Genomic DNA, 16,535 nt, shown 5'->3' with positions numbered 1-16,535 from the left:
GGGTATTTGAAGGGGACCGTGTTCGACTTGGCCTTCCTCGGTTCCTGCGATTGCGGATCTGGGATGAAACTCATCTGACCTGAAAAACGCTGTCGCAGGTTGTGCCCTCGGCAGGATTCGAACCTGCGACACCCGCTTTAGGAGAGCGGTGCTCTATCCCCTGAGCTACGAGGGCCGGGCCGTGACCGGTGGGCAGGAGTCTACCGGGTCACCCGGTCCGGGGCCGCATCGTGGGGAGCGGCGCCGGTGAGCCTCATGCCGCGTGGCTCGTCTCGTAGTCGGTGGGGTCGAAGCGGCGGGTCTTCCAGCGGTAGAGGACCGTCGCGCCCGGCCAGTTGTTCGTGATGCGGCCCGAGGCGTTGCGGTACCAGCTGGAGCAGAAGTTCCAGGGGGTGTCCTTCAGGCGTTTCTGGAGCCAGTTGTCCCAGCGCTGTTCGGCTTCCGCGCGGGCGGAGACCCCGCGGCCGGGGTTGGCGCGCAGGTATTCGACGGCCTGCCGGATGTAGCGGGCCTGCGTTTCCAGCATGTAGACGATGGAGCCGGAGCCGACATTGGTGTTCGGGCCGTACAGCATGAACAGGTTGGGGAATTTCGGTACCGAGACGCCGAGGTAGGCGCGGGCGCCCTCGGCGGCCCAGGTGTCGGCGAGTTTGCGGCCGTCGGTGCCGTAGATGTTCATGGGGGCGAGGAATTCGGTGCCCTTGAAGCCGGTGCCGTAGACGATGACGTCGACTTCGTGGTGGATACCGTCCGCGGTGCGCACGCCAGTGGGGGTGATCTCGGTGATGGCGTTGGTCTCCACCGTGACGTTCGGCCGGGCGAGGGCGGGGAAGTAGTCGTTGGAGAAGAGGGCGCGTTTGCAGCCGGGAGCGTAGTCGGGGGTGAGCTTTTCGCGCAGGATCGGGTCGGGGATCTGCCGGGCGCGGTGGCCGTCGGCGACCTTCACCACGGGTTTCTGGATGCCCTGGAGGTCGGTGAGGGCCAGGGCCATCACCTCGAAGAACATCCACCAGCCGAAGCGTTCGGCCCAGCGGATCGGGGGGAGGTATTTGAACACGGCGTGGTGGCGGGGTTCGTAGGCGGCGTCGGCCTTGGGCAGGACCCAGGCGGCGGAACGCTGGAAGAGGGTGAGGTGTTCGGCGATCGGCTGGATGCGGGGGATGTACTGGATGGCGCTGGCGCCGGTGCCGATACAGGCGACGCGTTTACCGGTGAGGTCGACGGAGTGGTCCCATTCGGCGGAATGGAAGGCGGGGCCGGCGAAGGTGTCGATACCGGGGAGGTTGGGCATGGCCGGCCGGGAGAGCTGGCCGACGGCGGAGATCAGGACGTCGGTGGTGAGCCGGTCACCGTCGGTGGTGCGGATCTGCCATTTCGCGGCGCTCTCGTCGTATTCGGCGTCGCTGATCTCGGTGCCGAAGCGGATCTTGCGTTCGAGATCGTATTTGCCGACGACGCGGCGCATGTACTCGTGGATATCGGCCTGCTCGGAGAAGCGGCGGGGCCAATCGGAGCGTGGTTCGAAGGACCAGGAGTACAGCGGGGACGGCACATCGCAGGCCGCGCCCGGGTAGGTGTTCTCGCGCCAGACCCCACCGAGGTCCTGGGCGCGTTCGACGATGGTGAAATCGTGCACGCCGGAACGCAGTAGCTCCAGTCCCATGCCGAGCCCACCGAACCCGGCCCCGATGATGACGATCGACGGCGATGGCGTCGGCGACGGAGATGACATCTTCTCAGAGTAGGACCGGCGGCAGCCTGTCCGAAGATAACTGAGGACAGTGAATAGAGATTTCCGGCCACGAAATCGACCGCCGGGGGTGATGCGCGTGCATATGTAAGCGAGCGCTCGACAAATCCGGGCGATATGTCCACGAGGGCTGAAACCGGTGGTCTACGGGCTCTGGAGCTGCGGGTATTCATCCCATCAATGGGTCATGAACTGGGTTCGTGTCTCGTTTGGATGTCATTTCGTTATCTGACTTGGCGGCGGGCCTGATTCCCCGCTATCACAGTGGAGTGCTCGGCGGCGATGGCGCAGTGCCGGTGGCCCGCAGGGGGCGTCGCGGGCATTGCGTCCCATCCGGCCGTCGGGCGCGTTCACGGAATCCCGCTCCGGCCCGTATCGGCCGTTGAACGCGGGGAACTTCTCCCGTTTCCGTCGACCCTCACCGCTCCCGGCTACTCCACGGTAGTGTTCGGCGGTGTGATGTGAGTCATGTCTGTTCCTGTGTCTCACAGGGGTGCGATCGGACTCGCCGCACCGTCGCCCGCCGCCCAGATGAGTTAGGGGTATTCCCGATGTTGAGCACCATGATGGACGACCAGCTGTCCTTGGCCACGCTGCTGCGCTACGCGTCCACCTTCGTCGGTGATTCCACGGTGTCCACCTGGACCGGGGACGGGGTGCGCACCATGACCTATCGCGAGGTCGGCGCGGATTCCGCACGACTGGCCAACGCGCTGACCGACCTGGGGATCGGGGAGGGCGACCGGGTCGGCACCTTCATGTGGAACAACAACGAACATTTCCTGGCCTATATCGCGATCCCGGCCATGGGGGCGGTGCTGCACGCGCTGAACATCCGGCTCTCGGCCGAGCAACTCGTCTTCGTGGCCGACCATGCCGAGGATCAGGTGGTGCTGGTGGACGGCAGTCTGCTGCCGATGTTCGCGCAGTACCTGCCGAATCTGAAAACGGTCCGGCATGTGATCGTGGTCAACGGTGATGCCGCGGCGCTGACCGCCCCGGCGGGCGTGACCGTGCACGACTACGCCGAACTGCTGGCGAAATACCCTGCCGAATACGACTTCCCGGTGCTGGACGAGCGCACGGCCTCGTCGATGTGCTACACCTCCGGCACCACAGGCGATCCGAAGGGTGTCGTCTACTCCCATCGGTCCAACTGGCTGCACGCCATGCAGGCCACCGCACCGTCGTCGATGGGGATCACCAACGACGACACCATGCTCGCGATCGTCCCGCTGTTCCACGCCAACGCCTGGGGCCTGCCCTACGCGGCGCTGCTGTCCGGCGCGAATGTGCTCATGCCGGACCGTTTCCTGCAGCCGGTGCCCCTGCTGGAGATGATGGCCGCGGTGCGGCCCACGTTCGCGGCGGCGGTGCCGACGATCTGGGGCGGGGTGCTGGCCGCGCTGAGCGCCGCCCCACAGGACATCACCCATCTGCGCTCGGTGGTGGTGGGCGGGGCGGCCGCGCCGCCGGCGATGATGAAGGCATTCGACGAGAAGCACGGTGTGCAGGTGATCCATGCCTGGGGGATGACCGAGACCTCCCCGCTGGGCAGTGTGGCGCAGCCGCCGCAGGGGGTGACAGGTGAAGCGGCCTGGGCCTACCGCGTCACGCAGGGGCGGTTCCCGGCCGGGGTCCGGGCGCGGCTGGTCGGTGACGACGGCGAAGTGGTGCCCAACGACGGTAATTCGCTGGGCGAGGTGGAGGTGCGGGGTCCGTGGATCACCGGCTCCTACTATTCGCCCGACGGCGCCGAGGTGGATCCGAGCAAATTCGACGACGGCTGGCTGCGTACCGGTGATGTGGGCAAGATCAGTCCGGACGGTTACCTGACCCTGGTGGACCGGTCCAAGGATGTGATCAAGTCCGGCGGCGAATGGATCTCGTCGGTGGATCTGGAGAACGCCGTGATGGGCCATCCGGCCGTGGCCGAGGCCGCGGTGGTCGGTATCCCGGACGCGAAATGGGACGAGCGCCCGCTGGTGGCGATCGTGGTGGTCGAGGGCGCGACGGTGGAACCGGGGGAGCTGCGGGAGTTCCTCGCGGACCGCTTCGCGAAATGGCAACTGCCCGAATACTGGACCTTCATCGCGGAGGTACCCAAGACCAGCGTCGGCAAGTTCGACAAGAAGCGCCTGCGGGCGCAGCACGCGGACGGGGAACTGGATGTGACGGTCTTCGGCTGATCCCGGCCCGCGGTCGATCCCCGGCGCACCGAGCGCCGGGGATCGCACCGATCAGCAGTTTCGTAGTTCCGGGCTCTGGTTGAGTAACTGGTTACGGGGGCTGATGAACCGGCTGTAGGTCTCGCCGCCGACTGCCGCCAGCGGGAACGCCGCCACCCGGTGGCAGTTCTGGAAGGCGAGTTTCACGCCGAAATGCCGTTCCAGGCCACCACGGATGGCATCGGAAGCCAGGGCGCGCAGCAGCTGACCGCGTGCCGTCTCATCGGGCGGTTCGACCTCGTTGTCGGCGAATTCCGCGGTGCCGGAACCCAGTTCGCTCGCGACGCGACTCACGACCTCCCAGGCGTAGGGCAGCGAGGTACGGACACATTCGACGAATTCGGCGTCGGTGACATCACCGCGTTCGGCACGTTCCAGCAGAGCGGTGGGGACATCTAAGGACACGGCGACCTCCTGAGGTCAACTCGTCTTCGGCTGATGGCGCGGAAACCCGCGTGCAGATCTGCCGGGCCGAGTCTAATCGAAATTGGTTGTCAATAGCAGTGGATTGGCCGTGAAAGTCGTTAGAAGAGCCAGGTTTTCGGATTTGCGGCATCATTGCCCCGGCCGGTCCTTGGGGTGGTGGACGTCGGTGGGGAGGTCTTCCTTGTGGGATGTCCTGTCGGGTATGTGAGGTTGCCGGCGGATGTCCGTGCGAGTTGCGGGCCTGTTCACGCGGCAGGTAAATGTTACGAAAAGGGCAGTGTTCACAAGGTGGTCGCGGAACTGTATTACCCGGTTGAACTGGGTGTTTGCCGAAAAGGTTGCGATATGATCACGGACCGGTAGAGTTACCGTCACAACGGATGCCGAAACGTTACGTTTTCCGGCTCGAGTAGCTGGATCCGCGTACGGCGTTCGTGACCTTGATGATCGGACAGCGAGGACGGACCTTTGGCGCACCATCGATTAGGCCCCAGCTCCATCACCGTCATGAGTCTGATCGGTGACGAGGTGCAGGTCCGTCCCCGGCGCCATCGCGCGGATGCCACCGCGGCCGAAAAGGTCCGCGCCGCCGCCGGAGCCGCCGTCGCGGCCGGCGCGCTGATCGGTACCGCTTCCCAGATCGCTCCCGCCATCGCCTACGCCGCGCCGCTGCTGCCCGGTAACGGAAACGACGAAGCGGTGCGGGCCGAGCCGGTCGCGCCCGTCGTGGACGAGGTGGCCCGGGTCGCCGAGCGGATGACACAGGCCGCGCCGGTCGCCGATACGCAGCCCGCTCCGGTGCAGGCGGCACCGATCGCCGCACCGGCGCCGGTGGCCGCGCCGTTCGGTCTCCAGAATCTGCCGCCCGAGGTCGCCGCCCCGCTGACCCAGGCCGAGCAGGCGATCGAACAACTGCATCAGCAGATCGCTCCGGCGGCCGCGGTCCGGCCGGTCGCCGGTGTCGTGAGCTCCACTTATGGGAGCCGATGGGGCGCCATGCACTACGGTATCGACTTCGCCGATACACTCGGCGCGCCGATCAAATCCGTTGCCTCGGGCACGGTGATCGAGGCCGGTCCCGCTTCCGGATTCGGAATGTGGGTCCGGGTGCTGCACGACGACGGCACCACCGGCGTCTACGGGCACGTCAACGATATCTACGTCAGCGAAGGACAGCGGGTGAACGCGGGTGATGTGATCGCCACCGTGGGCAACCGGGGTCAATCCACGGGCCCTCACCTGCATCTGGAGATCTGGGATCAAGGTGGTAACAAAATCGATCCGATGACCTGGATGGTGTCAAAGGGGGTGCCACTGGAGTGGGGACCCTCGCACTGAGATCGACAGAATCGCTCGACCGTCCGATCCTTGCCACCCCCGCGGGGTTGCCGGGAGAACTGCGAGCGCCCGGCGTGACCGAACTGGCCGAGATCTTCGAACCCGACTCGATCCACGGCCGCGTATACGCGGCCCTGGTCCATCGGCCGCGGTCGGGTCTCGCCGATATCGCCCGGCATACCGGGTTGTCCGAAACCGAGGTCGAGAACGCGCTGGACGACCTGTGCGGGTTGCGGGCCGTTATCCGGCTCACCGACCCGGACGGCACTCCACGCTGGGATGCGCACGCCCCGGAATCGCTGTCGGAAGCCGAAGCCCGGCGGCGGCGCCAGGAGATCAGCACCATGCACGCGGCCGCGGCCCGGCTCAGCGAGACCTTCCGGTCCGTCCGGCGCTCGCAGGGTTGGAACGGTGTGATCTCGCCGGTGTTCGAACGCGCCGAACTGCTCGCCGATTTCGAATCGCTGCACGCGAACGCCGACTACTCGGTGAAGATGGTCGAGCGCAGCCCGCATCTGAGCGACCCCGAACGGGACAGCCGTATCGCGGAGCTAAAACAGGCCCGGATGGCCGAAGGCGTGCGATATCGGATCCTCTACCAGGACACGATCTATCAGGACGCCGACCGGCTGCGTCACACCCTGGCCACCAACGCCCGTGGCGCGCAGGCGCGCACGCTGCCCGATCCGCCGTTCAAACTCATCATCGCCGACGACGAACGCGCGAGTCTGGTACTGCACACCGACGAGCGCCGTCCCGATCCCATGGCGCTGCGGATCAACGGATCGCCACTGCTGGATATGTTGATCCGCAGTTTCGATGTGCTCTGGACGCTGTCCGCGCCGATTTCGGTACAACCGGAAGCCGACGAACTCGACGAACGCGACCGCGCGATCCTCACCATGATGGGTATGGGGGCGACCGACGATACGATCGCCCGCCGGCTGGGGATGTCGCGTCGCACGGTGGTCCGGCGCACCGCTCGGCTGCTGGAACGGCTCGGGGCCAGTACCCGATTCCAGGCCGGCGTGCAGGCGATCCGGCGCGGCTGGCTGTGAAACGGCTTCCGTGCCGGGTGCCGACGGCGGTATCCGCGCCGCTCGTCCGGGGATAGCCGGTACCGATCCGCCGGCAGTTCCGCAGGACGGGCGGGTGCCGCCGGTCGGGCTCGCTGCCCGAGCGGCGGTCCGGCGCACTCCCGAATATGATGGCCACACCGCGCCGGCCCGATCGTTATGCCCTTCCGCCCCCACAGGGCACGCAGGAGGCCGGGTCCCGGCTCGATGCGAGAGGTGAACGCACCCGAATGCAAACTGCCCGCCGTCCTTTCAGTGTCACTCGACGGCGCCGTTCGGGCAGTCCGCTGTTCGCACAGCTGCTGACGGCCGCGGTCGAATCCGCGGCCGCGGAAGTCGCGATTCGCTACAACCCGACGGGCCGGTCCGCCGACCAGCGGGAAATGACCTACCAGGAGCTCGACGAAGCGTCCTCGCAGCTCGCGCGCGAACTGATCGAACGCGGAATCGGGCCCGGCGATGTGGTGGCGATCGGTCTCGCGCGCAGTCCGGAATCGGTGCTGGCGGTATGGGCTATCGCGAAAGCCGGCGCCGCGCACGTCCCGATCGACCCTGCCCTTCCCGGCGACCGGATCGACCGGATCGCCGCGGGTTCCGGGGCCGCGCTCGGCCTGACCGATTCGAAACATCGCTCCGCGCTCGGGCGGTCGCTGTACTGGATGGAGCTGGACGATCCGGTGCAGTCGGCCCGGATCGCGCGGCGGCCGCGGCATCCGATCTCCTACGCCGACCGGGTGCGGATGCTCGATGAGCGTCACCCCGCCTATATCGCGCACACCTCGTGCGCGGCCGGTGATCCGGTGGGTGTGGTGGTGGCGCACAGCGGACTGGCCCCGGTGGTCGCGGCGGCCACCGACCTCTACGGGATCACCAGCGATTCCCGGGTGACCCATATCTGTTCCCCCGACTCCGATATCTCCGTTCTGGAACTGCTGCTGACCTTCACCTCCGGCGCGACGCTGGTGATAGTCCCGGCCGGTGCGTTCGGCGGGCAGGGGGTCGCCGAACTGCTGGCGCGGGAGCAGGTGACCCATATGATCACCACCCCGGCCGCGCTGGCAGGCGTGGATCCGGCCGGACTCACCGAGCTGGAGAGCGTCGCGGCGATCGCCGACGAATTCGACCCCGAACTGATCCGGCGCTGGGCCCACGGGCGCAGCGTTTTCATCTCCTACGGCTCCACCGAGACCACCATCGTCGCGACCGGTACCGGCACGATGCACCCGGGGGAGAAAATCACCGTCGGTACCGCGCTGAACGGGTTCGGTGCCTTCGTACTCGACGACCGGTTGCGGCCGGTGCCGCCCGGTACCGCGGGTGAGCTCTATCTGTCCGGGCCGGCGCTGGCGCACGGTTACCTCGACCGGCGCGGACTCACGGCACAACGTTTCGTGGCCGGGCCCTTCGGTACGGATCCGGGCCGGCCGGGGACCCGGATGTACCGGACCGGTGCGCTGGTGCGCCGGATCCGGACGGCGCAGGGTGCGGAAATCGAATATCTGGGCTGTGCCGATTCGCCCGTGCCGAGGCACGGTTCCGGCGCGATCGTCGAAGCGCCCGCCCCGTATCCCGCGGTGGACCGCACGGTCGCGCGTCCGCGAACACCGGAACCGGCCGCTCCGGCGGTGGGAGCGCTACCGTACGGGGAGCCGGACCACGGCACGGACGAGCGGGTGCCCGTACCGGAACAGCTGTCCGAGCCTGCCGGTTCGCGCCCGCCGCTCAGCGAGCCCGGGGCCCGGCTGGCCGGCCTGTTCGCGGCGGTACTCGGGGTCGAGCACGTCGGCGCCGGGGATTCTTTCGTCGCGCTCGGTGGTGATACCGCGAAGGCGGTCCGGTTGGTCGAGCGGGCGCGGGCGGCCGGGATCCGGTTCACCCCGCGCGATGTGTTCGAGTGCCGGACGGTCGCCGGGCTCGCCGAGGTCGCGGAGTTCGGGGCCGCGGTGGCGGCCGTTCCGGCGGAGTTGCCCGGAGGTGGTATCGGCGAGGTCCCGACGACCCCCATCCTGGCCGAATACCTGGCCGGGGGAGTGCATTCCGGTTTCGCGCAGACCGTGGCGCTGGCCCTGCCGAAGGGTATCGATCGCGCCGGGCTGGCGGCCACCCTGGGAGCGGTGGTGGACCGTCACGATATGTTGCGGGCCCGGCTGGTGGCCGAGGACGGGCGGTACCGGCTCGAGGTCCCCGATACCGGTCCTGTCGCGGTGGGCGCGCGGGTCTCGGAGGTGGAGGTACCGGCGGGCACCCGATCTGCCGAGTTCGCCGGGATCACCGATGCGGCCATGAAATCCACTGTGGCGCAACTCGATCCGCTGGGTGGCCGGATGGTCGCGGCGACCTGGTTGCGCCGGCCGGACGCCCGCGACGCACTGCTGCTCGCCGTTCATCACTATGTGGTGGACGGTGAGTCCTGGCGGATCATCCTCGCGGATCTGACGCTGGCCTGGTCCCGGGTGCGCCAGGGGCGGCGTCCCGAACTGCCCGCTGTCGCCACCTCGTTCCGCAGGTGGGCGCATGCGCTGACCGAAAACGTCACCGGATCCGAGAGCGAACTCGCCCACTGGCGTGGCGTATTGGACACTCCGGACCCGCCGCTCGGGTCGCGGGCACTCGATCCCACGATCGATACCCGCGCGTCGATGCGCAGGTTCACGGTGGAGATCTCCGCGGATATCGCGGAGGTGGTGCGTACCGAGGTACCCGCGTTGTACCGGACGGGGCCCGCCGAACCGCTGGTGGCCGCTCTCGCCCTGGCGGTGCGCAACTGGCGGTCCCGGCGCGGCGTGGACTGCGCGACCACCCGTATCCGGGTGCACGGTGACGGGCGCGCCGAACCGCTCCTGCCGGGCGCGGATCTCAGCCGTACCGTCGGCTGGTTCACCTCGGCTCATCCGGTGGCGTTGGATCTCGCCGCCATCGATCCGCGCGCCGCGCTGGCGGCGGGCCCGGTGACCGCCGCACTGGTGCGTTCGGTGAAGGAACAGCTCGTCGAAGCGGCCGGCCGGGGTGCCGGTTTCGGGTTGTCGCGGCAGACACCGGAGGGCGCCGCCGAACTCGCCGGCCCCGTGGCGCAGCTCGGTTTCGGCTATCTGGACCGCGCGTTCGCCGGACCGCCCTCCGGAACCGGTGACGCGTCCTGGCTGCCCACCGGTGAGCTGGGCGGTTTCGAGACCGAGTCCGATCGGGACATGCCGGCCGAGCTGGTGCTCGACACCTGCGCCGTGACCCGGCCCGACGGCGGGATCACCCTCGCGTTCGACTACGCCCGCGATATCGTCGACGAACCGGCGGTCCGGGAACTCGCCGACGAATGGCTGGCTGCCGTCCACGCCATCGCCCGGCACACCTCCGACCCCGCGGCGGGTGGCCTGACGCCGTCGGATCTGCCGCTCGTCCGGGTCGGGCAGTCCGAACTCGACACCTGGCGTACCGGCTATCCGGGTCTGGCCGAGGTGCTGCCGCTGTCGCCGCTGGGCGAAGGGCTGTACTTCCGTGCGCAATTCGCCGCGGACGAACCCGGCGACTACGTGATGTTGTTCGCTGTCGAGCTCGGCGGTGTCATCGATCCGGAGCGACTGCACCTGGCGGCGCAGCGGCTCCTCGATCGGCATCCCGTGCTGCGTACCGCGTTCGGCACGGCCGCCGACGGTGCGCCGGTGCAGTTGGTGCTCGAGGATGTCGAGGTGCCGTGGCGGGTGATCGACGATGTCGGCGACTACGAGATCCCGGAACTGCTGGACGCCGAGCGACTCACCCGCTTTCCCCTCGATACCGCGCCGTTGTTGCGGATCACGCTGTACCGCACCGTTTCCGGCCGCACCCATCTCGTGCTGGCCGCCCACCATCTGCTGTTCGACAGCTGGTCGGTGCCGATTCTCGTCCGCGATCTGCTGACCGCTTACGCCAGGCACGGCGGTCTGTCGGCGCTACCCGCGGTTCCCGCCTACCGCGACTATCTGCACCGGATATCGCAGCGGGACCGGGCGAATGCCCGGGCCCGCTGGTCGGAGGTGCTGCGCGGGGCCCGGCCGACCGAACTCGCGCAGGTGCTGACACCGCCCGAACAACCGGAAACCGGTATCGGAGAAGTCGATCTCGTGCTGGACGGAGGCGAGGCCGCCGTCCTGGCGGCCTATGCGGACGGGGCCGGCGTGGGTGCCGACACCGTGGTGCAGGCCCTGTGGGCGGTACTGCTGGCGGGTTTGACCGGATCCGCGGATATCGTGTTCGGAGCCGTAGTCCCCGGGCGACCGCCCGAGCTGACCGGGGCCGGCGAGATGACCGGCCTGTTCGCCAACACGATTCCGGTGCGGGTGCGATTCGAGGTCGAGTGGACCGTGCGGGATCTGCTGGCCCGTATCCGGTCCGAACAGGACGCCCTCGCCGAACACCACTATCTGGGCCTGAGCGATCTCGCGCCCGGCGCGGCCGGACTCTTCGACACCCTCGTGGCCTTCGAGGCCCGTCCGGCGGGTCCCGAGGTACTACGCGCCGCGGCCGGGGGTGTGGACGGTCTCGAAGTGGTGGATCTGATCTCGCGCACCTTCAGCCACTATCCGCTGACCCTGGTGGTGGAATCGGCGGACCGTTTGGTGCTGCGACTGTGGTATCGGCGTGATCTGGTGGCCGAACCGGCCGCGCGGGCCCTGTCCGTACTCCTCCACGCGCTCGTGGGACAGCTGCTGGCCGTGCCCTGGGCACCGGCGTCGCAGGCACCGGCTCAGGCGTGGTGGCGGGGGGTCGTAGCGGCCGGCGGGTACGGCGAGCTGCCCGCCGACCGACCGCGTCCGGCCACCCCGTCCGGTCGCGTCGGTCAGCTGTCGCGGGAGCTACCGCTGGATCTGCTCGATTCGCTCGACGATATCGCGGCACAACAGGGAGTGACCGCGTTCACGGTGGTGCAGACGGCGCTGGCTATTCTGCTGGCCCGGCTCTCCGGGAACCGCGATATCGCGGTCGGCGCGTTCAGCACCCACGAATCCGCGCCCGGTCTGTCCGTACTGCACACGACCATGGATCCGGCCCTGCGTTTCGGTGAACTGCTCGGTATCGCCCGGGCCGCCGGTGGAATGGCGCCGACGGGTCGCGGGGACGAGCAGCTCGGCCACCTGATCGATACGGTGCGCACCGCGGCCGGGCGGCCGCCCTTCCGGGTGCTGCTGGCCGCCGGGGACGCGCCCGCGAAGCTGCCGGCCACACTGGATCTGCGCGTGAACCTGGTGGAGGCGGGGGTCGATCCGCAGCTGACCTTCACCTACGCCCGCGATCTGTTCGATGCGCCCACCATCGGCGACCACGCCGACCGGCTGCTGCGGGTCCTGCACGCCGTGGTCGCCGATCCCGGTCGCGTCGTCGGCGATATCGATCTGCTCGCCCCCGGGGAACACGATCTGGTCCTGCGGGAATGGAACAGCGGCGGGGTCCGGGTACCGGCGGTGACACTGGTCGATCTCATCGAGGCCCAGGCACGGTTGCGGCTGCGGGCACCGGCCGTGCGATCCGGCGAGACCACACTGAGCTTCGACGAACTGCTGCGCCGTTCGTATCGGGTGGCGCGGGCGCTGATCGGCGCCGGTGCGGGCCCGGACGATCTGGTGGCCGTAGCGGTACCGCGTACCGAGGAGCTGCCGGTCGCGCTGCTCGGCGTGCTGCTGTCCGGTGCGGGCTGTCTGCCGATCGATACCGCGCACCCCCGGCAGCGACTGGAATTCGTACTCGCCGACGCTCGCCCGGTCGCGGTCCTCACCACCGCCACCGAACGGGACGCGGTACCGGCCGCGGGAGTGCCGGTGGTGTTGCTCGAAGGCACCGTGCGCCACTCCGCGGCGCCGGTCACCGATGCCGAGCGCCGTTCGCGGCTGCGCCCGGACAACCTGGCCTATGTCATCTACACCTCCGGTTCCACCGGCATGCCCAAGGGGGTGGGGGCCGCACATCGGAATGTGGTGGAACTGTTCGCCAATACCCAGCTGCTGTTCGAATTCGACGATGCCGATGTGTGGACCCTGTTCCACTCCTTCGCCTTCGACTTCTCGGTGTGGGAGTTGTGGTGCGCACTGGCCAGCGGCGGTTCGGTGGTGGTGGTCGACGAACCGGCCACCCGCTCGCCCGAGTTGTTGCGCGAATTGCTCGTCCGCGAACAGGTCACCGTGCTCGGCCTGACACCGTCGGTCTTCTACGAACTCGACGAGGCCGATCGGGCCGCCGCGTCGGACGAGGCGGCCGGGCTCGCCCTCCGGTACGTGGTGTTCGGGGGCGAAGCACTCGATCTGCGTCGCCTGCGGCCCTGGTACGAACGCCACGGCGCCGAACCCGATGCGCCGTGGCTGGTGAACATGTACGGCATCACCGAGACCACGGTGCACGTCTCCTTCCTGGCGCTCGACGAGCAGCTGGTGGACAGCCCGGCCAGTGTGATCGGCCGGGCGATACCCGGTCTGGACGCATTCGTACTGGACGAAAGGCTGCATCCCGCGCCGGTCGGCGTACCGGGTGAGATCTATGTGGCCGGGGCGCAACTGACCCGCGGCTACCATGCCCGCCCCGGTCTCACCGCGACCCGGTTCGTGGCCGATCCGTTCGGTCCGCCGGGATCGCGGATGTACCGTTCCGGCGATATCGGCCGCTGGGCCGGTCTCGGTGGTCGCGCGAATCTCGAGTACGCCGGACGTGGCGATGCGCAGGTGCAGGTGCGCGGGTTCCGGATCGAACTCGGCGAGATCGAGGCCGCCCTGGCGCGGTGCCCCGGGGTGGGCCGCGCGGTCGCGCTGGCGCGCGGCGACGAGGCGACCGGCGAGCGACTGCTCGGCTATGTGGTGCCCGCCGCGGACTCGGAAGTGGCGCCGGAACCGGGGTGGCTGCGCGAGCGAGTCGCGGAATTCCTTCCGGGCTATATGGTTCCCGATGCTGTCACCGTCCTCGATGCGCTGCCGCTGACTCCCAACGGGAAGCTCGACCGGCTCGCGCTGCCCGATCCGGCCGCCTCGGATGTGGTGCCCTACACCGCGCCGGCGGGCCGGGTGGCGAAGGTCGTGGCCGATGTGTTCGCCGAGCTGCTCGGTGCCGAAAGGGTCGGTGCCGACCACGATTTCTTCACCCTCGGCGGGAACTCGATGCTCGCTACCCGGGCCGTGACCCGGATCAATGCCGCCCTGGCGGCGGAGATCACGGTACGGACCCTGTTCGACGCGCCGACGGTCGCCGCACTGGCCGCGCGGGTGGTGCCCGGGGTCCCGGCCGAGGTGGAGCGGCCGGCGCTGGTCCGCGCCGACCGGCCGGAGCGGATTCCGCTGTCGCCGGCCCAGCACCGGATGTGGTTGCGCCACCGGGCCGATCCGGATTCCGTGATCGACAATCTCGCCCTCACCATCGGACTCACCGGTGCGCTCGATATCTCCGCGCTGCGCTACGCCCTCTCCGATGTACTGGAACGCCATGAACCGCTGCGTACCCGCTACCCGGCCGATCCGGAGGGTGTGCCGTACCAGGAGACCCTGCCGGTGGCGCAGGCATTGCGCGGCGGACTGGAATCGGTGAGCACCGGCGATCTGCCCGGCCGGATCGGGGAAATGCGCTCGGCCGGTTTCGATATCGTCACCCAGGCGCCGATCCGGGGCCTGCTGCTCACCACCGAGACCGACGAACATGTGCTGGCCCTGGTCGTGCACAATATCGCCGCCGACGAGACCTCGCTGAAACCGCTGACCCGGGACCTGATGATCGCGTACCGGGCCCGGGTCGGCGGGGAATCCCCGCGCTGGTCGCCGCTGCCGGTGCTGTATTCGGACTACGCCATCTGGCAGCGCGCGCTGCTCGGCACGGACAGCGACACGAATTCCGTCGCGGCCACTCAATCGGCCTACTGGCGGGATCGGCTCCGCGACCTGCCCGGCGAATCCGGGCTTCCGCTGGACCGCCCCCGCCCGGCCCGGCCCTCGATGCGAAGCGGCACGACCGGTTTCGCGGTGCCCGGCGAGGTGCGCGAGGCCTTGGACCGGCTGGCGCGTGACCGCGGCGCGACCCTGTTCATGGTCCTGCACGCCGCGGTGAACGTGCTCGTGCACCAGGTGACCGGTGCCGTCGATATCGCCGTGGGTACCCCGGTCGCCCGCCGCGACGAGCGAGCGCTCGACGATCTGGTCGGAATGTTCGCCGATACGGTCACGCTGCGCACCCGGATCGAACCCACCCTGTCCTTCGCCGAATTGCTCGACCGGGCAAGGGAAACCGACCTGGACGCGTTCGCGAACACCGATATCCCGTTCGAACAGGTCGTGCAGGTCGCGGCGCCGGACCGGGCCGTCGCCCACGATGCGCTGTTCGGGGTGGTGCTCTCGCTGCGGAGCGACGAACAGGCCGCCCTGAACCTGCCCGGGCTGGCCGTGCGGGCGCCGTATCCCGGCGCCCTCGCCGCGAAATTCGAGCTGCGGATCGATATCGACCCCGGACCTGATACCGACGACGCGCCCGGTGAGCTACGCGCCGTGCTGACCTTCGCCACCGATCTCTTCGACGAGCCCACAGTGCGGTCGTTCGGCCGTCGGCTGGCCCGTATTCTCACCGCGGTCGCCGCGGATCCCCGGCTTCCGGTGGGCGGTCTGGATCTCCCCGATACGGCCGTGCGCCGACGCGGTGCCGTGCCCACCGGCCCGGTCGCACCCGCCGCCACGGCGGGCACCGCGCTGGCCCAGACCCTCAGCGCGTCGGTGGAGGACGATCCGGACGGCCCGGCGGTGGTGTGGGGCGAGGCGGCGGTGACCTATCAGGATCTCGACGCGCGGTCCTCGCGCCTGGCACGGGCGCTGATCGCCCGCGGCTACGGGCCCGGCACCGGTGTGGTGAGCGCGCTGGAACGCGGTGTCGATGCCGTGGTGGCCGTCTGGGCGGTACTCAAGGCCGGCGCCACACTGGTACCGGCCGACGCCCAGGATGTCGCGGCCGCCGCGGATCTGGTGGTCGAGGCGGGGCTGGCCGTGGGACCGGCACCGGATCTGCCGCCGGTGAAGTGGTTGCTGCTCGACGATCCGATGGTGGCCGGCGAGATCGCCGCGGAATCCCCGCGTCCGGTCACCTATGCCGACCGGGCGCGACCACTGCGCGGTAGTGATCTCGCGGTGCTGGACGGTACCGGAACACTGGTGAGCTACGACCAGTTGGCCGCCGCGGTGACCCGGGTGCACTCCGCCACGGAGCTGACCTACGAGGCCCGGACCTACCGGGCCGGTCGCGGCGACTCTCCGGCGGGGCTGCTGGAAACCGTGGCCGCGGGTGCCGCCGGCGCCTCCATGGTGCTGGTCCCCGAGGACGCGCCGGGCGTGACCCCGGTCGGGGAGTGGGTGACCCATCTGTGGTCCGACAGTATGAGCCTGCCCGCGCTCGACCCGTACGCACTGGAGGATCTGTGCGCGCTCGTCCTGGACGAGCCGGGACAACCGGGCGCGGCCTGGGCGGAAATCGACACAGTGCTGGATCTGCCCGCCCTGCTGGAGGGCTGAGGAATCGGTATCCGGCGGCTGCCGACTCCCGCGGAATGTAGCTGTGCGCGTCCCCGCCCGGTAACCTGCCGGGTGCCATACCGGGTACCGGCGCATTGTGGCAGGCTGCTGTCCAAGCTGCGACCACGGTAGGGCGCGGCGGTGAAGTGCGATAGGCAGGCGAGGCGGACAGATGGATGCGGTAGTCGGTCAGCGGTGTGACCACCTCCGGAGGGCGAAGTCG

The 16,535-nt window shown here is 69.0% G+C and carries 6 protein-coding genes and 1 tRNA gene; 4 read left to right on the top strand and 3 right to left on the bottom strand.

All coding sequences use genetic code 11. The features are described 5' to 3' along the window. Positions 1–102 precede the first annotated feature (102 nt). A tRNA-Arg gene (locus tag ACWEWT_RS23295) sits at positions 103–175 on the bottom strand. Between the two features lie 78 nt (positions 176–253). Then, on the bottom strand, positions 254–1,732 hold the full coding sequence (locus tag ACWEWT_RS23290; protein WP_452561904.1) for a flavin-containing monooxygenase: 1,479 nt from the start codon (positions 1,730–1,732) through the stop codon (positions 254–256). Positions 1,733–2,301: 569 nt separating this feature from the next. Here ACWEWT_RS23290 and ACWEWT_RS23285 point away from each other — a divergent pair. Beyond that, positions 2,302–3,939 (top strand): long-chain fatty acid--CoA ligase, encoded by a 1,638-nt coding sequence (locus tag ACWEWT_RS23285; protein WP_452561902.1) that lies wholly within the window; start codon positions 2,302–2,304, stop codon positions 3,937–3,939. A gap of 51 nt (positions 3,940–3,990) precedes the next feature. Here ACWEWT_RS23285 and ACWEWT_RS23280 read toward each other — a convergent pair whose 3' ends face one another. Further along, positions 3,991–4,383 (bottom strand): SCO5389 family protein, encoded by a 393-nt coding sequence (locus tag ACWEWT_RS23280; protein WP_452561901.1) that lies wholly within the window; start codon positions 4,381–4,383, stop codon positions 3,991–3,993. 528 nt (positions 4,384–4,911) lie between these two features. On the opposite strand from ACWEWT_RS23280, the gene ACWEWT_RS23275 reads away from it, so the two are divergent. The 3 genes from ACWEWT_RS23275 to ACWEWT_RS23265 all read left to right on the top strand — a co-directional run bounded on the left by ACWEWT_RS23275 (position 4,912) and on the right by ACWEWT_RS23265 (position 16,312). Then, complete coding sequence (locus ACWEWT_RS23275) at positions 4,912–5,742, top strand: M23 family metallopeptidase (RefSeq protein WP_452561900.1); 831 nt, start codon at positions 4,912–4,914, stop codon at positions 5,740–5,742. Continuing rightward, positions 5,724–6,800 carry a LuxR C-terminal-related transcriptional regulator gene (locus ACWEWT_RS23270; RefSeq protein ID WP_452561898.1) on the top strand — a complete coding sequence of 359 codons (1,077 nt, stop codon included), beginning with the start codon at positions 5,724–5,726 and terminating at the stop codon, positions 6,798–6,800. Before ACWEWT_RS23275 ends, ACWEWT_RS23270 begins: the two co-directional genes overlap by 19 nt. A 248-nt stretch (positions 6,801–7,048) precedes the next feature. Continuing rightward, entirely contained in the window at positions 7,049–16,312 is a 9,264-nt protein-coding gene (locus ACWEWT_RS23265) for an amino acid adenylation domain-containing protein (RefSeq protein WP_452561896.1), read from the top strand. The last annotated feature ends 223 nt before the right edge of the window (positions 16,313–16,535 follow it).

This window comes from Nocardia sp. NPDC003963, from assembly GCF_053605105.1.
This window is presented reverse-complemented; position numbering and strand designations above follow the sequence as displayed.